Annotated in this window: 14 protein-coding genes; 2 read left to right on the top strand and 12 right to left on the bottom strand. The window is 57.0% G+C overall.

The features are described 5' to 3' along the window. Window positions 1–184: 184 nt before the first annotated feature. From Q0510_RS16960 to Q0510_RS16945, 4 genes are read right to left on the bottom strand one after another with little or no spacing between them, the layout of a single operon-like run. Window positions 185–2977, bottom strand: a complete 2793-nt coding sequence (locus Q0510_RS16960; RefSeq protein ID WP_298714482.1) for a TonB-dependent receptor — start codon at window positions 2975–2977, stop codon at window positions 185–187. Then, a complete protein-coding gene (locus Q0510_RS16955) occupies window positions 2962–3282 on the bottom strand; it encodes a carboxypeptidase-like regulatory domain-containing protein (RefSeq protein WP_298714479.1) in 321 nt (106 codons plus the stop codon). The genes Q0510_RS16960 and Q0510_RS16955 overlap by 16 nt, the downstream gene beginning before the upstream one ends. A gap of 18 nt (window positions 3283–3300) precedes the next feature. Next, window positions 3301–4974, bottom strand: coding sequence for a RagB/SusD family nutrient uptake outer membrane protein (locus Q0510_RS16950; protein WP_298714476.1), 1674 nt, complete (start codon window positions 4972–4974; stop codon window positions 3301–3303). 11 nt (window positions 4975–4985) lie between these two features. After that, entirely contained in the window at window positions 4986–8024 is a 3039-nt protein-coding gene (locus tag Q0510_RS16945) for a TonB-dependent receptor (protein WP_298714473.1), read from the bottom strand. A 541-nt stretch (window positions 8025–8565) separates the two neighbouring features. On the opposite strand from Q0510_RS16945, the gene Q0510_RS16940 reads away from it, so the two are divergent. Beyond that, window positions 8566–9456 (top strand): chromate resistance protein ChrB domain-containing protein, encoded by an 891-nt coding sequence (locus tag Q0510_RS16940; protein WP_298714470.1) that lies wholly within the window; start codon window positions 8566–8568, stop codon window positions 9454–9456. Window positions 9457–9863: 407 nt separating this feature from the next. On the opposite strand, the gene Q0510_RS16935 is transcribed toward Q0510_RS16940, so the two are convergent. The 7 genes from Q0510_RS16935 to Q0510_RS16905 are packed head-to-tail and all read right to left on the bottom strand — an operon-like array spanning window position 9864 to window position 17447. Then, window positions 9864–10379: a ferritin gene (locus Q0510_RS16935; RefSeq protein WP_298714467.1), complete on the bottom strand. Its 516-nt coding sequence runs from the start codon at window positions 10377–10379 to the stop codon at window positions 9864–9866. Between the two features lie 55 nt (window positions 10380–10434). Continuing rightward, complete coding sequence (gene murI, locus Q0510_RS16930) at window positions 10435–11262, bottom strand: glutamate racemase (protein WP_298714464.1); 828 nt, start codon at window positions 11260–11262, stop codon at window positions 10435–10437. Between the two features lie 8 nt (window positions 11263–11270). Then, window positions 11271–12695, bottom strand: a complete 1425-nt coding sequence (locus tag Q0510_RS16925) for a DHA2 family efflux MFS transporter permease subunit (protein ID WP_298714461.1) — start codon at window positions 12693–12695, stop codon at window positions 11271–11273. Continuing rightward, window positions 12685–13845, bottom strand: coding sequence for an ABC transporter permease (locus tag Q0510_RS16920; protein ID WP_298714458.1), 1161 nt, complete (start codon window positions 13843–13845; stop codon window positions 12685–12687). The genes Q0510_RS16925 and Q0510_RS16920 overlap by 11 nt, the downstream gene beginning before the upstream one ends. Then, entirely contained in the window at window positions 13820–15004 is a 1185-nt protein-coding gene (locus Q0510_RS16915; RefSeq protein ID WP_298714455.1) for an ABC transporter permease, read from the bottom strand. Before Q0510_RS16915 ends, Q0510_RS16920 begins: the two co-directional genes overlap by 26 nt. Next, on the bottom strand, window positions 15001–15990 hold the full coding sequence (locus tag Q0510_RS16910; protein ID WP_298714452.1) for a biotin/lipoyl-binding protein: 990 nt from the start codon (window positions 15988–15990) through the stop codon (window positions 15001–15003). Before Q0510_RS16910 ends, Q0510_RS16915 begins: the two co-directional genes overlap by 4 nt. Next, window positions 15987–17447, bottom strand: coding sequence for a TolC family protein (locus Q0510_RS16905; protein WP_298714450.1), 1461 nt, complete (start codon window positions 17445–17447; stop codon window positions 15987–15989). Before Q0510_RS16905 ends, Q0510_RS16910 begins: the two co-directional genes overlap by 4 nt. A 112-nt stretch (window positions 17448–17559) precedes the next feature. On the opposite strand from Q0510_RS16905, the gene Q0510_RS16900 reads away from it, so the two are divergent. Further along, on the top strand, window positions 17560–17982 hold the full coding sequence (locus tag Q0510_RS16900; RefSeq protein WP_298714447.1) for a hypothetical protein: 423 nt from the start codon (window positions 17560–17562) through the stop codon (window positions 17980–17982). Window positions 17983–18170: 188 nt separating this feature from the next. On the opposite strand, the gene Q0510_RS16895 is transcribed toward Q0510_RS16900, so the two are convergent. Then, window positions 18171–19744: FAD-linked oxidase C-terminal domain-containing protein (locus Q0510_RS16895; protein ID WP_298714444.1), on the bottom strand; the 1574-nt coding region annotated here is incomplete at its 5' end.

Raw genomic sequence — 19744 nt, 5'->3', positions numbered from 1 at the left:
GCTCACTGTAGATCGCGGTTACGAAAGCCACGGTCCGGACGCTGTCGCTGAACGTCAGCTCCTCGTTCAACGTCCGCACAACCGTAGGGTCCAGCAGGTCTTTCTTCGCGCAGGACGTGAAGACGCCCGCACTTGCCATCGCGGCGAAACAGATTTTATAGATGCTTTTCATGTTTGTCCGGTTTTAAAAGTTAACGTTCAGGCCTACGTTGTAAACGCGCTGCGTCGGGTATACCCCGCCTTCCGTTTTCGACGAAACCTCAGGATCGAGGTCGTACAGGTTCGGGCCGAGCATCCAGGTCAGGAGGTTGGAGCCGTTGGCGTAGATCCTCACCTGCTGCAGGCGCAGCGAGCTGGTGATGCGGCGGGGCACCGTATAACCGATCTCGGCGTTGCGCAGCTTGATGTAATCGCCTTTCACCGTCCAGAAGTCAGAAGGGTTGCTAAGGGCGTTGCTGATGTTGTCCATAGTGGAGATCCGCGGGAACTTCGCGTTGTCGCGGTTTGCCGGGGTCCAGGCATCGAGGTGCACCTGGCGGAGGTTGCCGAAGAAAGGCGTCACCGCTTCTGCAAACTGGCTCAGCACGAAGTTGGTGGCCGACTGGAACGTTATGGAGAAGCTCAGGCCTTTCCAGTCACCGCCCAGCGTCATCGCATATTGCGTGGTGGGGGTGTTGGAATACCGGTTGTAAGCCATGTCGTAAGGGTCGATCTTCCCGTCGTTATTCAAATCCTTATACTTCAGATCGCCAGGCAGCGGCCTGGGGCCCACGGGGAGCGGGCTTCTGTCCACATCCGCCTCATCATAATAAAATCCTTCCGTTACGTATCCCAGCTCGCGGTTGGTTTGCCCGCCCGTCTGGCGCAGCCAGGAATAGGGAGGAGCGCCTTCGTCCATGAAGTCGATCCGGTTTTTGGCTACGGAAGTATTCGCATTGATCCGGTAATTGAACTGGCCGATCTTGTTGTTGTAATTCAGGTTCAGCTCGAAGCCACGGTTGGAAACCTGCGCCAGGTTAGACGGCGGCAGGCCGATACCGATGATGGAACTGAGGCTCTGGCGGGGCAGCAGGATGTCGGTCCTTTTTCTTTTGAACACTTCCGCCGTGAACGACAGCTTATTCTTGAAAAAGTTCATATCCGTACCCACGTTCCATTGCAACTCTTTTTCCCAGCTTACGTTCTCGTTCCCGAGCACGCCTTCGTAAATCCCGGAAAAGCTGCGCGGGCTTTCACCGAAGTTATATCCCAGGCCGTTGTTATACACGTGCTCGTAGAGGTATTGATAGGTGTTGTTGATATCGTCGGTGCCCGTCATCCCGATGGACCCCCTGATCTTCAGCAGGTCCATGAAATTGACGTTGTTCTTGAAGAAAGGCTCCTCCGCGATGTTCCAGCCGCCGGACACTGCCGGGAAGAAGCCGTAGCGGTTGCTGGCCTTGAAGCGGTCGGTGCCGTTGTACGCGCCATTGAACTCGATGAGGTATTTCTTCCGGTAATCATATCCCAAACGGAAAGTATACCCCCGGAAATTTTCCGGCAAAGCAGCTCCTTCCGTTTCAGAGAACTGGTTCAGCAGCACGAGCGCATACACGTGGTGGTCGCGGCCGAAAGTGGTGTCGTAGTTGAGGGACAGCTGCGTGTTGAGGCGCTTCTCCACGGTGGTGGCGGTACTGCCGAGCGAATATTTCTCGTCGCGGTAGGTATTGGGCAGCAGCGGGGTGTACGTCTGGTTTTTGCTGTTGTAAATGAACGAAAGGAAGTTGGTACGCCCGAGGTCGCGGCTGAAGCCCTGGTTGCTGGAATAGCTCACGAGCGCGGAAAGCTTCAGGCCGGATGCGATGAAATTCAGTTTCTGGGAGGCGCGGAGGTTCACCTGCATATCGTTCTCAAAATCTCTCCTGTATCCGCCTTTCATCAATCTGCCCACGATGTTGTTGCCAGCACCATTACCCGTTACCACTGTTTCCGGCGCGGCGCCGAAAGTGCCGTCAGGGTTGTAGATGGGATAAGCCATAGGCGGCAGCGCCTTGTAATCATACAGTTCAAACCAGATCTTGTTCCGGTTGGCGCGGCCGCGTGTGTTGGGCTCGTTTTCTTCCCCGAAATACCCGGATACATCCAGCCCCAGGTCCAGCGTGGGCGTCACCTGGAAGTCGAGGTTGCTGCGGTAGTTGTAGCGTTTGAGGTAATAGTTCGGGTTCACGGAAGAGCCGGGCTCGCGGAAATCTTTCAGGATACCGTTCTGGAAGAGGTGCCCCACCGAAATGAAGTACCGCATCTTGTCCGAACCGCCGGTAATGCTGAGGTTGTTCTTGGTCTGGGTAGTGGATTTGCGGATCAGCTCGTCCCACCAGTCGATGTCGGGATGCCCGTAAGGATCGGTGCCGTTTTTCCAGTGGTCCAGGTCTTCGTCGGTATATTCTTTCGGCAAACCGTCGCTCACCAGTGCGTCGTTGCGCAGGCGCGCATGGTCGTAAGCGCTGAGGAAGCGCGGGCGGATGCTGTTGCCCTGGCGGCCGTAGTTGCTCGTCAGCCGGATCTGCGCTTTCCCGCTCTGCCCGCGGATGGTGGTCACCACGATAACGCCGTTGGCGCCCTTGATCCCGTAAACGGCGGCGGAAGCCGCGTCTTTCAGGATGGTCACACTCGCCACCTGCTCGGGATCGATGTCGGAGAAGTTACCGGTAAATTCCACGTCGTCCACGATGATCAGCGGCGTCAGGTTCCTGTTGCCGGAGAAGGTGGATGCGCCGCGGATGAGGAACTCCGCACCATCGCGGCCGGGCTGGCCCGAACGCTGCATGGCCAAAAAGCCGGGCAGCTTGCCCACCAGTGCGTTCTGCAGGCTGGCGGTGGGTACGCGGCGGATCTCGTCGCCCGTTACGGAGCTGGTGGCTACGGTGTTGCTGAGTTTGGTGGTGCGGCCGTAACCCACGACCATCACTTCTTCCAGCCCCTTCACATCTTGCTGCAACGTAACGTTGATTTCGCTTTTGCCGGCGATGTTGACTTCTCCATGATTCCGCGTTCCAGCGACGGACAGAGGTAGCCCACGAATTTGAAAACGAGAATATTGCTTTTCCCGCGGACAGACAGGTTGAAAGTGCCCGTTTCGGTGGTAGTGGTGCCGTTGCCGGGCACGTCCTTTTCGAAAATAGTCACCCCCGGAATGGCTCCGTTGGCGTCCCTGACGGTGCCCCTCACGTTTCTGCGCACGTCCTGGGCCATGGCCTGGACGAACAGGCAGATCAGTATAAGGGTGGAAAATATCTTTTTCATAACGGAAGCTTTATCGGATTACCAAAGGGGATTTTGTTTCAGGTTGCGGTTTCTGTACATCTCGGCCTGCGGGATGGCATAGAGATACATGCGGTCCGAGAAGTTCACCTGGCCCACCGAAACGCGGGTGTAGGTGAGGGTTCCGTCGTCGTTGCGGACGATGCGCTGGCCGTGCAGGTCGCCGCCGAGTACCTGTTTGGCGATCATCCAGCGGCGTATATCCCAGTAGCGGTGCTCTTCAAAGCAAAGCTCCACGCGGCGCTCGTTGCGGATCAGTTGCCGCAGGTCGTCCCTGGAAACCGAATTGGGAATAGGGTCGTTGAATCCGCCCCTGTTGCGTATCCTGTTCAGTGCCGTTACGGCTGCCGTTTGCGTGGTGGCATTTGCTTCCGTCAGCGCTTCCGCGTAGTTGAGGAAAATCTCCGCGTTGCGGAAAAGCGGGAAGTTGTGCGGCTGCGTGCCCAGCGAAGTGGCGTTGTTGGCGTCGTACATGAACTTGCGGAGATAATAGCCTGTCTGTGTTTGGGTGCGGTTGCCGCCCGGACGGTCGAGCCCGCCTTCAAACGTTTCCACCGGCCTTCTCATCCAGCGCACGCCGTTGTAGAAAAACACATGCTGGAACCGATTGTCGCGGCCCACGGCGGGGGCGTTGGGGTCGTAGCCGGATGTGGGATCGGTGATAGGCTTGCCGTTTTTCATAAGGAAAGCTTCGGCCAGTTCTTCGGTTGGACTGGTATACCCCCTGTGGCTGAATTTCGTGTAGCCTACGGGCCCGTTGTTCTGCTCCACGTCGCTGGTGTTGGCGCGGAGGTAGGAGAGGATGATCTCCTTGCTGTTACGGGTGATGAATACGCCGGGGTAGTTGGATTCGATGGTATGAAGGTTCAGGTCGAGCAGTTCTTTGGAAACGGCGGCGGCTTTTTCCCAGCGGGCTTTCACGGCAGCGTCGGAAACATCGGTGTAACCGGTCAGTTCGCGGTTGGCGGTGGCGAGGTTGCCGGCGTTGAAGAGCGGGCTGGCGGCATAGAGGTGCAGCCTGGATTGAAGGGCCAGCACGGCTGTATTCGTGATACGGCCATAGTCGCCGCCGGTGTTGGTGTATGTGCGCACGAGTGGCTTGATGGCATCCAGTTCGGCGGAAATGTAATTCACACAGTCTTCAAATGAGCTGCGGGGAAGCTGGAGGTCTTCGGCGAGGGTGCCGATCCTGTCGCCCATGAGCGGAACGCCGCCGTAGCGTTTCAGCAGCTCGAAGTAGGAATAGGCGCGCAGGAAACGGGCTTCGGCTTTCCAGAAGTCCTTCGTTTCGTCGATGATCGGCACTTTGCCGATGTTGGCAAGGAAGACGTTCACCTTCCGGATGCTGGTGTAGCGCGCCGACCATACATCGTCGGGGTTGCCGAACGCGTCGAAGCGGCCGAAGCGGAGGTCTTCAATAGAGCTCCCGCGCTGCGAAGGCACGGCATCGTCTGTAGCGGCGTCGAGCATGGAGTTTCCGATACGGTTCCAGCCGTTGGGCATGTTGCCATAGATATCGTTCAGGAACTGTTCGGCATAGGAGCCGTTCTTGTCTACCGGGTCGAAAATGAAGGACGAGTCGAGGTTTTCCAGCGGACCTTCCTCCAGGTTTTTATTGCACCCCACCGTGGCGAACAGTGCAAATGCAGGTATGATGTAGATGAGTTTTTTCATGATGGTGCGCATTAAAGTTTGATGGTAAGGCCGGCGTACATCACGCGGCTGGCCGGGTAATTGCCGAGCAGGTTTTCCGGATCGGAATCTTTGAACTTCGACCAGGTCAGCAAATTGGTGCCGTTCAGGAAGAAGCGGGCGGAAGCAAGGCGGAACCTGCGCGCGAAAGTCTCCGGCAGGTTATACCCCAGTTCGGCATTGCGCAGCCGCACAAACGAAGTGTTGCGGATCCAATAGCTGGAAGTACGGGAATTGTTGAAATTGGTGCCTACCGTCAGGCGGGGATAAGTGGCGGAAGCGGCCGTCTCGGGCGTCCAGCGGCCGAGGTGGTGTTCCCAGGCATTGCCCTGGCCGTTGTTTTCGAATTCCGCGAGCCGCACATTGGAATAGCGGTTCCCCACTCCCTGGATGAGAACGGCCAGGTCAAAGCCTTTCCAGCCCAGGCCCAGGTTCAGGCCGTAGTTGATATTCGGTTTGCCGGGCGTGATCATCGTCTGGTCAAAGGCGTTGATCCGGTTGTCGCCGTTCAGGTCTTTGTATTTGATGTCGCCGGGCTGGGGCCGGTAACCATCGATCCAGGCGCTGCGGTCGATCTCGGCTTCGCTCTGGAAAAGCCCTTCCGCAAGGTAGCCATAGCTCTGGCCGGTGTAGTTGCCGGTGCGGTACAGCCAGGGATACGGACGGTATGTTTCATCCAGGAATTCATCCAGGCCATGGTACACCGCCAGGTTGCCCGAAGCGTAATAACTGAGCTTGCCGGCGGTTCCGCGATAGGTAGCGGTAAATTCCATGCCCTTGCGGCGTTGCTTGCCGATGTTTTCTTCAGGATAACCGATGCCGAGGAGCGCCGTATTGGTGCCGCGCGCCTGGAGCAGGTCGTAATAGAGATCGTTGTAATATTCAGCGGTGAAGGCGAGCCTGCTGTCGAGCAGCTCCACATCTACGCCTACATTGAACTTGCGGGCTTTTTCCCAGGAAACGTAAGGATTGTTGAGGGCGCCTTCCCGCACGCCTGTAACGGCGGAATGCGAATTCCCGAAGCTGTAGCCGGTGCCGTTTACGTAATACTGGTTGTACACGAAATACGACTCGCCCGATCCGGAGGTGCGGGTGGCGTTGAAGGCGTTGCCGGTGAGGCCGTAGGTGGCGCGCAGTTTCAGCATGTTCACCCAGTCCTTGTTCAGGAAGTCTTCTTTGGCGATGTTCCAGCCGATACCGAAAGCCGGGAACGCGCCATAGCGGCGGTCGGGGTGGTAGCGGTTGGTGCCGTTGTAGCCGATGGCGGCTTCGAAGAGGTACTTCCCGGCGTAATCGTACTGCAGGCGGGCGTTGGTGCCGAGGAAGAACTGCGGCAGCTGGGAGCCCAGGATACGGTTGTCGTAATTGGCGCCGATCATGGCGTTGAAGTGGTGGTTGCCGAACCCGCGCGTCCAGCCCAGTTGCGCGTCGGTATAGAAGAAACGCTCGGTGGTGCTGGATTCGCGCACGTTCACCATGTCGGTGTCCTCGCCGGTCTTGAGATAGCTGGTATCGCCGGTGGCGGGATCCACGTACAGCTGGTACACGGCGTTTTGCTTGGTGCGCACGATGTATTCGGTGAAGTTCGTGTAGAAGGAACCGCCCACCCGGAACCAGAGGCCCCTGGTGATATCGCCGAGATCCGCGCGGATGTTCAGTTCGGCGTTGATGTCGCGCCCGTAAAGGTTGGCGTAGCCGCTTCGCACGGTGGCGCCGTACAGGTTGTTTTCGTACGTATTATTTCCGCCGAGCGAGCCGTCGGGGTTCGTCACCGGTGCGGCGTTGCGCGGGGTGTTGTGGATGCCGGCCATGATGTTGGGACCGAAACCACCGGGTTCGTTGTTATTCTGTATGCGGCCGGCCAGGTTGAGGCTGGCGGAGATGCTGCGGTTGATCTGCACGTCCACATTGGAGCGGATCAGGTACCGCTGCATATCGGCGTTGGTGTTGTATTTATTGAAACCTTCTGTTTTGAAGGGGCCGGCCTGGTTGGTGTAGTTCAGGTCCACGAAATAACGCGCATTGCCGCGGGAGCCGGAGATGTTCAGGTCGTACCGCTGCATGAGGGCGTTTTTGTTCAGCACTTCCTTGCGCCAGTCCACGTCCGGGTGGCCGTAAGGATCGGTGCCGTTGCGGTAATGGTCGAGGTCCTGCTGGGAATAGATGGCAGGCTGTCCGTCGTTGGCGAGGGCTTCGTTATAGAGCCGGGCGTAATCGTAGGAACTGAGGGGTTTGTATTCCTTCAGCATCTGCGAAGTGCCCACGCCCGCCGTAAAGGAGATGCGCTGGCCGCTGGCTTTATCGCCTTTGCGGGTGGTGATGAGCAGCACCCCGTTGGAGGCGCGCATGCCGTACATCGCGGTGGCCAATGCATCCTTGAGCAGCGTCACGGATTCGATCTGCTCGGGGTTGATGTTGGTCATGTTGCGCGCCGGGGCGCCGTCGATCATGATCATGGGCGACTGGCCGCGGAGGTTGGGGGAGAAGGATTCTTCTCCCGGGATGCCCGGGGTATAGCTGACGTTGTAGCCCGCCAGTCTTCCTGCCATCATGCCGTGCAGGCTGGTGGAGAAGGTGCGGTTGAGGTCGCGGGAGCCGAGCTGGGCAACGGATTGCACGGTGGTGGCTTTGCGTTGCCGGCCGTAGAGGATGTTGTACACGGAGTCGCTGTCCTGCAGGGAGGGGAGCATTTGCACCCGTATGTCATTACCGGCGGATGCGGCAGCCTCGGTGATGCGGAAACCCGGGTGCGAGAACACGAGCGTTTCGCCGGGGTCTGCGGAAAGGGAGAAGTTTCCGTCTGCGTCTGTTACGGCGTTACCGGCGCCGGATTTGCGGCGGACCGTCACGCCGGCGATGGGCTTGCCGAAATCGTCGGTTACGGAACCGTTGACGGCGGCCCAACTGGAGCTGGCGCCTGCGGGGGGATCCGGACTGTAATTGACCGCGTGGGCGGGAATAGCCCAGAGGCCTGCTGCCAGGAAGCCTGCGCCGGGTAGCAGCAGCAGCTTTCTAACGTGAAATTTTCTCATCAAAAATCAGTTTTGACTGGTGATTGTGATTGGCATTTTTATAACGTGTTCTACCGGAGCGCTTGACCGGCGCTCATTTCATAGATTAATGGCCAACTTCATTCCTGTAAAGACGTATAGATCTGACCGATGTAAGTTTTACCGGCAGGGAAGGGAATTTGCCGGTGATTTTCATAACGTTCGTCCAAAGATCATCATAACATGGTATGGAATTCAGCTGTCCTGGTACTATTTTCTCATTTCTTGATACGTGTAATTTTGGTTGCGCCCATTTAACTGCAATCGTTTGCACGAAATAAGTGCAATCGTTTGCATTTTAAGCCAAATAATACAATTATTCCCGCATGTCCAAATTTTTTTTGCAGAAAATTGTGCGGATGGGATTGTGTTGTAAAGACAATAAGTCCTGCAACTCCGTTGTTGCAGCGGTTTCCGGGAAGATTTTCATCGATTAGGAATCGGTTAACAGGGAATATGACTGAAAAGTTTCATTTTCTACCTCTTAACCATCTTCAAATCATATCATAAACCGCGTCTAATTATGAAATGGGTAACCTGTGAACATCCGACCCTCGACCGTATCGCCTGCATCTGGCTCATCAAAAAGCTCATCGATCCGGAAGCAGATATTACGTACCTCCCCGAGCCCCGGGTGATCTTTTTCGCCAGGGCTGAAAAAGCCATTCCGTTCGGGCTGCGTGGCACCGATTATTTCACTTACGGCGTGCACACCTGCCTGTTCGATATTTTCCTGCGCCGCCATTCATTGCCCGACCCCGCACTGGCAGTCATGTCTCCGGTAATCCGCAGCCTCACGCCCCTGCGCAATGAGCCCTGTCCGCAGGCAGCGGGCTTCCGCGCCATCGCGGAAGGCCTCGCCCTTAACATCCCGCCCGGCGAAGAGCTCACCCGCCAGGGCATCATCTTTTACGACGCCCTTTACAGCTGGGCCAGCCAACTCCCCGGCATCACCAAACCGCCTGCGTACTCCGAACACGTGCTCATGGAAATATTCCACCGCTTCCTCACGCAACGCTATGCCGAACGTAAGCCCAAGCCCGAATGGATGCAGGAGCTCTCCGCCCTGGTGCAGGACCAGGTAGATACCAATATCTGCCTCAGCCTGCCCGGCCTCGCCCGCAAGCTCGACGCCAATCCATACTACCTCAACGACGAATTCTCCAACGATGTCGAAGACATGAGTTTCGGTGAATACATCCGCAAAAAGCGCATGGAACGGGCTGTGGACCTCATGGAACAGGAGAAATACTCGCTCACCGAAATCGCCTATATGACCGGCTTCTCCGACCTCGGGCACTTTTCCCGCCTCTTCAATTACCACTACGGCAAAACCCCCACCGGGCACCTCAAAACCATTCGCGCCCAAAAGAACCGCGAGGCGCAGACGGTGGAGGATAAGGAAGAAGATTAAGGAAACGTTTGCACTAATTTTGGCATATTCTTACAGAGATTCCTGCCAGCAAGCGTTTGAGCCCGTATTCGCGGGTAAGGTGTATGCAACGGTACAAACCTGCCCGGCTAACCTGAAGGAAAATGAAAGTTTTGCATATACCCTTTGTCTGGCATCTAAGTTGACAAACTCACCGCGACTTTGTTAGCATTATTCAAATCCGGCGTCTATGCTCAGCCGCCGGTATAACCTCCGAAACCACGCATCCGCGTGGTTTTTTCTGTTTTTTCAGTCAACTTCAAGTAGCGGAAAGGTGTACGATACGTGTGGCGACAGGTGGGGCTATCAGCGTAGGGCGGCTCTTCCTTTATTACCAGGCAAAAAAAAGACCGGCTTTCGCCGGTCGTGATCATGATTTTATGCGCTCCCTATTTACCGCCCCGGGCAACCTGGGCGCGGTAGTTCAGAATGTCGCGGTCGAACAGGTAAAGGCCGCTCTTGTCTTCCCCGATAAGCTCCAGCTTATCGTTCAGCGTGCGGGCCAGTCTTTCCTCCTCGATTTGCTCGGATACATACCATTGAAGGAAGTTATGCGTGGCATAGTCTTTTTCCTGCAGGGCCTGGTGTACCAGGTCGTTGATGCTTTCCGACACCTTGATCTCATGGGTCAGAAACTCCTCGAACGCGCGTTTCAGCGAAAGGAACGTAATGATGGGCTGCTTCAGCTCAGGCACCACGCCAAAACCGCCCCGCTCGTTGATGAACTTGAGAAGCTTCAGCATATGCACCCTTTCCTCGTCGGATTGCTGGTAGAAAAAGTCGGCAACGCCCTGGAGCCCCGGTTGGATATCGGCCCAGGAAGCCATCGCCAGGTACGCCTGCGACGACGCTGCTTCCAGCCCTACCTGCGCATTCAGTGCGTCCTGTATTGATTTACTTAGCATAGTGAAGTGAATTTAGATGAAAAGTTCCTCTCCAATGTACGGATTTTTTACATCCCTACAATACCAGGTGCCTGCTCTCTACCGGCTGCTCGAAAAATATCCCCGCCTGCCGGTCGAACGTAGCCGTATCGTCTGTCGTGTAAAAAGTTCGCGTGCCCCCCATACTGCATTTCTCCCGGATTTCCGGGTGCCGCTCCAGGTAATCGGCCAGCCCCGCCGCCGCAATCGTTCCCTGCGACAACAAGGTCACATCCCCCGGCAGATATTGCCGGATCTTGTCGGCCAGCAAGGGGTAATGCGTACACCCCAGCACGATGGTATCAATGTCTTCCGACTGCACCATCAGCTGCCGGATGTATTTCCGGATGAAGAAATCCGCCCCCTCGCTCTCGTATTCCGCATTCTCCACCAACGGCACCCACATCGGGCAGGCCTGCTGGAATACCGTCACGTCCGGGAAGAACTTCTCGATCTCAATAGGATAACTCTGGGAATTGACGGTGCCCGCCGTCCCGAAGACCCCCACGTTCCGGCTGCGCGAATAATTCCCCACGATCTCGGTAGTTGGCCGGATAATGCCCAGCACCCTGCGCTCCGGGTCGATCTTCGGCAGATCGTTTTGCTGGATGGTCCGCAATGCCTTGGCCGAAGCCGTGTTGCAGGCCAGCACCACCAGGTGGCAACCCATGTTGAACAGGTGCTGCACACATTCGAGCGTGTAGTGGTAAACGGTCTCGTAAGAACGGCCGCCGTAAGGTGCGCGGCCATTGTCGCCCAGGTAGATGTAATCGTATGCGGGCAAGGTTTTCACGATCTCTTTCAAAACGGTCAACCCGCCGTAACCCGAATCAAAAACGCCGATAGGCCCTGGTGTCTTCTGCATGCGCCAAATTACGGAATTTTTACCGTTGCCGGCGTGGGCGGCAGGTGCTTTTGCGCCCGCCGGTTGGAAATAAAAAGCGCGGGCACCACTGCCACCACCAGTAATGCCGCCGATATGCTGAAACTGTATTGCAACGCCAGGTGCTCGGCCGAAGGCGCGCTGTAGCCGCGCGCCAGGTAATAATCACCCACCTGCTGGTGCACCACCGACAATACCGCCACACCGATCGCCCCCGATACCTGGAGCACGAGGTTGTTGAGCGAAGAAGCCTGCGTGATGAGGGGGCGCGGCACGGCGTTCACTGTGGCCACCGTCACCGGTGTCATCAGGCAGCCCAGTCCCACGCCGCGGATGAGCATCGTGATCACGATAAACGCCACGCCACTGCCCACGTCCATCCGTCCAAACAATACCATCGTCACCGACAGCAGCAGCAGTCCCACGATGGCGATCCCGCGCGGACTATGATGATCCACCCAGTTCCCGGCCAACGGCATCATGAGCGCCAGCGTCACCGAAGCGGGGAGGAGCAGCAGCCCGGCATTCATTTCAGAAAAATGCATATGCCGCTGCAACAGGAAGGGCAGGAGAAACACCCCGCCAAACAACGCCGCCGACCGAACGGAAGTCACCATCAGCGCGGAAACGAAAGGCCAGTTACGGAAAATCCGGATGTCGTAGATCCCGTCGCGGCGGTTTCTTTCCCAAAGAATGAAAAATACCAGCGATAAGGCCGCCACGGTAAAGTATGCGATGAACCCCAGCAGGGTGGTGCTGTCTTTCTCCAGCCGCGAAATCCCCAGCTGCAGCGTAACGAGGAATGTAGTGAGCAAAGCGAAGCCCGGCGTATCGAAGCGCTGTTTCGTCTTCTCCTGTTGCCGCATAAACCCGAGGTACACATAACACATGACGAGGGTAATAACGCCGATGGGCACGTTGATCCAGAAGATGGAAGGCCACCCCAGGTGCTCGGTCAGCACCCCGCCCAATGTAGGCCCCAGCGCCGGCCCGATCACCACGCCGAATCCCCACCAGCCCATCATCTTCCCCCTGATCTCCGGCGGGAAAATATACGTGAGCATGGCCAGCACCGTTGGCTGCAAAGCCCCGCCGCCAATGGCCTGCACGATGCGGCTCGCTACCAGTCCTTCCAGGGAACCCGACAGGCTGCACAGCAACGATCCGATGGTGAAAATGCCCAGGCTCGTGACGTACAGGTTGAAAAAGCCGATCCGGTTCTTCAGCCAGTTGGTCAGCGGCATGAAAACGGAGAACGCCATCATGTAGGCCGTCACCACCCACTGCACTTCATCCATCCGGCTGCCGAACTGTTCCTGCATGATGGGCAGCGAGATGTTCACGATGGAGCTGTCGAGCGACGACATGATCGTGCCCAGCATGAGCGTGATCAGTATGCCGCCTTTAGACCGCATGGGCGACGATGTTTTGTTTTTCGAGGCGGCGCATCTTCCAAAGGCAGACAGCGGTATAAAAACACCACAGCGCCATGAGGTGATACAGGTCCGGCAGCCTGTCCGTAATATGCGCCCCCTGCTGCACGATGCCCTGGTACAAACCGAGGAACGGCGTGATGGGGAGCATGTAGGAAACGGCTTTGATAAACGGCGGCATTTCCGACAAAGGCCAGCTGTAGCCGGTGATAAGGAAGATGGGGTATGTCGAGAAGACCATCAGCTGTGTGGCCAACAGTTGCGATTTAAAGAGCAGCCCGGTGAAAATGCCCATCGGGATAAGCGACAGCAGAAATATCACCGTGATCAGCGCCAGTTCCCAGCCGCTTCCCAATATCTGCAATTCCAGTACGCGGAAGTTGACCGTCAGGAAGAAGTAAGCATACGCGCAGAAGAGCAGGAAGTAAAACATGCCTTTGCCCCAGAGGGCCGTGGAAGCGTTGCCCCCGGCAGTTTGTATCCATTCGCGGAGCGAGCCGCGCTGCCTTTCGGCCGCGGAGCCGCCGGCCAGGCCGATGAGTAATGTTTGCTGTAGTATCATGGCAATCAAACCGGGCAACAAAAACGTGCCATAATCCGAACGGCTGTTGAACATCGGGCGGTAATCAACGTTGAGGGGCATCACTTCCTGCATGCTCATTTCGGTATTCATCCCTTTTTTCTGCAGGTATTGCAACCGCACGCCCGCGCCCACGGTAAGGCCTATCTGCGTGATGGCGCCGGCCACTTCGCTGGAAGGCAGGAAGCGCGCGGCGTTCACGGCCAGCACCATGTTCGCCTGCCGGAGCGACAGCACCTTTTGTTCCATCCCTTTTTCGATATACAGGAAACCCTGCGTATGGCCATGGTACATGCTTTCCTTCGCGCCTTCCAGCGTGGTGCGCAGGGCCACTTTCACCATCTGCGAGTTGTCGATCTGCGTGATCAGCGTTTGGGAAAGGCCGGTGCGGTCTTCGTCCACCACCGCAATGGGGACTTCCTCCTCGGCCTTATACTGATATATACTGCCGTAAAAGAACACGTACACCAGCGGCGCCAGCAGCAGCGTCAGGATCAGGCTATGATCAGCGGCCACTCTTTTAACTTCACGAAGCAGCAAGCGGAACAGCATGGGACGGCGTTTTATGTAGCCGCTTCTGCAGGAAGAAAACGGCGATGAAGCATGTAAACCCTATGAACAACAGGAGCCGCAGCGCTTCCGGGCCTGCATACCGCAACGGCAGCTCCATGAAATACAGTTTGAAGAACGCATCCAGGAATGGCGTGTAGGGCATGATAGCCGCATAATATTGATCGTACCAGGGCATGCCCCATCTCGGGAAAGTAAACCCGCTGAATACGAACGCCGGGGACGTGTAAAAGATCCCGAAATCCAGCGCCAGCATCACATCCATCATCAACACCGATACCATCGCGCCGATCCCGATACAGGCAAGGGACATGAGGTTGAACATCACGAACAAATTCCACCAGGTGCCGGCATGGTACATGGAAAAAATAGGGAAGATCACGCCGAACACCAGCGCGAAATTCACCCAGGAAGCGGTGAGGTGTGCGATCGTTTTGCCCGTAAACACAATCCCGGCGTGCCCTTTGCCGATCGCGGACATTTCGGGCGCGGTGCCTTCTTCCCATTCTTTATTGAACATGAGCACCGTCACCATAATGATCATCATCATCATGGCCACCGTCACCAGCCCCGGCACGAGGTAGTTTTGATAATTATACGTGGGATTGTACAGCGTAAACAGTTCGAGGCTCACCGGCATGATGAGCGCCATGGCCTTTCCCTGCGTCATCCCCGTTTTCATGAATTTCTGCAGGTTGACGCCGGACCCGGCCGTAATGATCACCGTGGATGCGTCTTTATACACCAGCTTGCTCGGGATGAGGGCCGATGCGTTGGTATAAACCGCCACTTTCACCGGGTGCCGGCTCTTGATATCCGCTTCCATGTTTTTCGGGAAATGCACCGCGCCGATGATCTTTTTTTCCTGCATGAGCTGCCGCATCTCGGTTTCGCTGCTCACGGCATGCGTGATATGGATGCTGGCGGTTTGTTCGAGCAGGAACGTGATCTGGCGGGAAACAGGGGAGCGGTCGTCGTCCCAAACGGCCACAGGCAAGTCTTCCGCCTGCTGCTTGTCGAAGATGAAGGCGTAGAAGAAGAACAGGAACGCGGGAAGGACGAGCAAAACAATGTAATGGTCTTTCCGGGTGAGGATGCGTTTCCATTCCCTGAGCGCGATCTGTGCGATGGCGCGGATCATGGCGTAACGAGCGATGCGGTCATCCCCGGCCGGAGGCCCTGGATGCCGGTGACGTTGACGGGTTTCATCTCGATGGTAAACGTCCGCAGCTCAAACGCGCCTTTCTCTTTCGTGGGCACCCAATTGGCAAATTCAAGGGAAGGCGAAACGGCGGATACCTGCACTTCGAACTGTTCCGGATCGCAGCCGGGCACCTTCACGCGGGCCCTGGCGCCCAGCGGGTACGCCGCAGCCTTGTCCTGCCGGATGTTGAAACGGATGAAATAAGAAAGCGTTTTCTGCAACGTCATCATCGGGTAGCCGATGCTCACGATCTCGCCCTGGTGGATGACCAGTGATGAAATGATGCCGTCGGCCGGTGCGTGGATGCGGGTATTGTCGGTGAGTGCTTTGGTGAGTTCGTATCCCTGTTCCGCCTGCTTGAGGATGGCGGTGGCGGTCTGGATGATTTCGGGCTGGGTGCCTTTCTCCAGCATCTCCTGGTTTAGCCGCGCGATCTCCATTTCCTTTTTGGCCGCCTGGTATTTGAAGTGGATGATATCGCGCTCCGTGCCAGATACCACGCTGTCGCTGTACAGCCTTTCCATCCGCTCGTAGGTTTTCCGGGCGAGGTCGTACTGGTCCTGCGCGATTTTGTAAAGGTTGCCCGCGTTGCGGATGATCTCGGGGCGGGCGCCTTTCTCCAGCAGTTTTACCTGCGACTGCGCCGCTTCGATGGCAGCTTCGGCCTGAGCGCGGATGGCGTTGATCTCCGTGGTGCGCAGCACGCCGAGGAGCTGCCCCTGTTTCACCGTATCGCCCTGCTCCACGAACAGGGAATCCAGGCGGCCGGGGAATTCGGCGGCCACGTCTACATACGACGCGTCTACCATGCCGAGGAACTGGTTTTCCGCCGCCGGCGACTGCCGGATGAGGAACAGCACGGCGATCAGCAGGATCACGACGGGAATGAGGAGCGCCCAGTATTGAGTGAAGAATCTTTTCATTGTATCAAAGCGGAGATTTGTTGCGGAGTTCCAAGTATGTTATAGTATTCTGCCGCTGCCAGCAAGTAAGCGAACAGCGAAGTATAATAAGCTTTGCCCAGTTCTTCTTCCACCAGCAGCGCGTCGTTCACATCCTTCACGGAAGCAAGCTGCTCCGCCAGGCGTTCCTGCACCTGGGTGGTGGTAAGCTGCGCCTGGTCGCGCGCCTGCAGGAGGCTTTGCATATCACGTTCCAGCACCATCACTTTGTTGCGGACCACCGTGGCGGAAGCTTCCAGCAGGGCCTGGGTGTTGTCCGACGCGATGCGGGCTTCTTCCACGAGCTGTTTGGTGGCTTTCACGCGCTTTTCGCGGGAGAACCCGCTGAAGAGGTTCCACTGCATTTCCACGCCTACCAGCCAGGGCGGCGTAGTTACCGGGAGGTCGCGCTGGTAGAGGTTGAGGCTGGCGATGCCGAAGATGTTGGGTAGCTGGAGGGAGCGGCTGGCTTTTACGGTGGTTTCGGCCAGAGCGGTTTTGGTGTCGACCGCCTTCCAGGCGGGATTGCCTTTCCAGAAGCCCGGCGGCGGCGCGGCGTCCGCAACGCGGGCGTAACGAAGGGTGTCGGTGATGAGGAGCGTTGTATCCTGGGGGAGCTGCATCAGGCGCTTGAGCTCCACGAGCCCGTTGATCTTTTCCAGTTCCAGGTTATGCATACGGCTGCGGGCATACGTCAGCGCTACCGTGGCCCAGTTGCGTTGGTACGGCGGGATGATCTCGTTCTTCACCAGCGAAGCGGCGTAGCGCTCGTTGCGCTCCATGGCCGTTACGATCCGCGCCTGCGAAGCCATCATGGCGTTGACGTACAATATTTTAATGTAAGCCGCCGCCAGCATGAAATCCATCTGTTTTTCCACCAGTTCCAGGTTTACGATGCCGGCGTCATATTCCGCCCGGGCGATGTTGCGGGCCGTGGCCAGTTTGCCACCGAGGTAAATCGGCTGCCGCAGCGCGAGGGCCGCCGTGAAATAACTTTGCTTGCTCAGCGCGGGGTTGTAATCGGGGTAGAAGGTGTTGATGATGTTCTCGGAAGCCTTGTACACCACATCCTGCACGCTTTGCGGCAGGTCGTTGCCGGTGATCTCTTTGTAGACCGAATTGGCGGTGTTGACGCTCTGGGAAGAGGAGCCCGTCACGATCCCGTCTTTCACCTGCTGGAGGTTGATTTCGAGCGGACGGCTCAGGTAATTATACCCCGCCAGCAGATCGATCTTCGGAAAATAGGTGGCCTGTTCGGCTTCCAGTTGGTATTGCCGGGCGTTCAGCGACCGGCGGGCCTGCTCCACGGCCAGGTTCTTGTGGCGGGCGAGGCGGAAACAGTCTTCCAGCTTCAGTTCGCCCGATTGGGCGCGAACAGATCCGGTGTGGCCGGCCAGCAAGCATAGGAATGTGGTGATGAGTCGGGCTGATGGATTCATATTCTCCATTTTAACAGGCGACCGCCGCCATTTGTTCGTGGGGATCACATAATTATGTGGTTGTTTCTCGCCGGGGAACCGGCTAATTTTGCCCTGTTTAAACCCCATCGCCATGCTTCGAACCATGCTCCTGCTATGCACCGCCATAGCCTTTTTTGCGTGCAAAAAATCCCGCCAGCCGCAACCACAGCAACCTTCAGATGTTATACAGGGTACCTGGACGGGCAGGTACGGATATTCTTACGGGAATCAACATGGAGACACCGTTTTCGCCGGTTATTTCGGCCACTTCCGGATGGAATTCTACCAGAACGGGAAGCTGATCGTTCACGACGTGGGCGCCACGCAATCGATGAAAGCCAACGGCATCTACATCCGGAACGGGAAGAAGCTGTACGCCCGCTACAAATACGAGCAGGGCACGGATAATACGTTCTCCTTCCATGCCACCCTTGAGAAAGACGACAGCCTGGCCGGCAAGTGGTTCATCGGGTACGATGGCCCTACCGGCGGGGAATTTTTCGTAAAGCGATAAGTTTTTCGACTATACAATGATTGGAATGACCCGGAAGGCGGCGCCGCAGAGCGCCGCTTTTCTTTTTGGTGGCTGGTTGCAAAAATCTCCTTTCCTGCAAGTTTTTTGTCCATTTCTGCAAGTCAAAAAAAAGCGGAAAACCGTATGTTGCCTTCGGATTTCCGCTTGAAAAAAGTATCATGAACGCCTTACATCAGCGCATCATACAGGATTTCGACGGGGTGCATCGCATGCGCGCCCGTACCGTCTTTGATCTGGTGGCGGCAGCTGGTGCCGGGAGCCGCGATCAGCGCCGATTCGCCGGCTTTGCGCACCGCCGGGAACAGCACCAGTTCCCCGATGTTCATCGACACCTCGAAATGCTCTTTCTCATACCCGAAAGATCCTGCCATGCCGCAGCACCCCGAAGGGATCACATCCACCGTATAGCCTTTCGGGAGGCTGAGGATTTTCTTGCTGTGCAGTACCGACGATAAGGCTTTCTGCTGGCAATGCCCGTGCAGCTTGATGTTGCGGTCCGCCGCGCGGAACATCCCGCTGTGAATCGCGCCTTTGTCGGCTTCCGCCGCCAAAAATTCATCGATGAGGAACACGTTTTTCGCCAGCGATCTCGCCTGTTCGCGGAGGGCGTCGCCCACCAGGTCGGGGTATTCGTCGCGGAAGGTGAGGATGGCGCTGGGCTCGATACCGATCAGCGGCGCATCCGCCGTAACAATGCCGCTGAACAGCGACACGTTCTTCTCCGCAAACACTTTCGCCTGCCGCAGGAAACCCTTCGACAGCAAGGCCCTCGCACTTTCCGGATGGTCTACCGGCACCACGTCGTAGCCCAGCCTGCGCAGCAGCTGCACCGCTTTGATGCCTACATGGGTATCGTTGTAATTCGTGAATTCGTCGCAGAAAAGGTATACTTTCTTCCCGCCCTTTGCCGGCGCGGGATTGCGCCGCAGCCATTTGCGCAGCGTGGTGCTTTGCAGCGTGGGCATGGAACGGTCAGGCGCGAAGCCGCTGAACTTTTTGATGAGCTGCGAGGTGGCTTTGTTCTTCACGAGGAAGTTGTACACGCCCGGCGCAATGGCCGCGAGGCCCGTCAGCCGCGTGAAGTTGCCGATCATGCGCGTGCGCAGCGGAATGCCGTTGGCATCGTAATAATGCTGGAGGAATTCCATTTTCAGCTTCGCCACGTCTACATTCGACGGGCATTCGCCCTTACAGCCCTTGCAGGCCAGGCAGAGGTCGAGCACGTCGTAAATTTCTTTATGGTCGAATTTGTTCGCTTTCGTGCTGTTGGTGAGGAACTCGCGGAGGATGTTGGCCCTGGCGCGCGTGGTGTCCTTTTCGTTGCGGGTGGCCATGTAGCTGGGGCACATGGTGCCGCCGCTGAGGTGCGTTTTGCGGCAGTCGCCCGAGCCGTTGCTTTGCTCCGCGTGCTGAAGGATCGTCTGCTCCGGGAAATGGAAGACCGTTTTGATATCCGGCGCTTTTTTGCCGGGCTCGTACCGCAGCATGGAGTTCATCGACGGCGTATCCACGATCTTATGCGGGTTGAAGATATTCTCCGGGTCCCAGGTGTACTTCACCTGGCGCAGCAGTTCGTAATTCCGCGGCCCGATCATCTGCGCGATGAATTCACCGCGCAGCCTTCCGTCGCCATGTTCGCCGCTGAGCGAACCGTTGAACTTCTTCACCAGCGTGGCGATCTCTTCGGCGATGGTGCGGAACAGCTGGTTGCCTTCCACCGTTTTGAGGTTGATGATGGGGC

The sequence above is a fragment of the uncultured Chitinophaga sp. genome, assembly GCF_937874145.1.
Classification (GTDB): Bacteria; Bacteroidota; Bacteroidia; order Chitinophagales; family Chitinophagaceae; genus Chitinophaga.
Note: the sequence above shows the minus strand (reverse complement) of the source record. Positions and strands in the feature narration are given on the sequence as shown.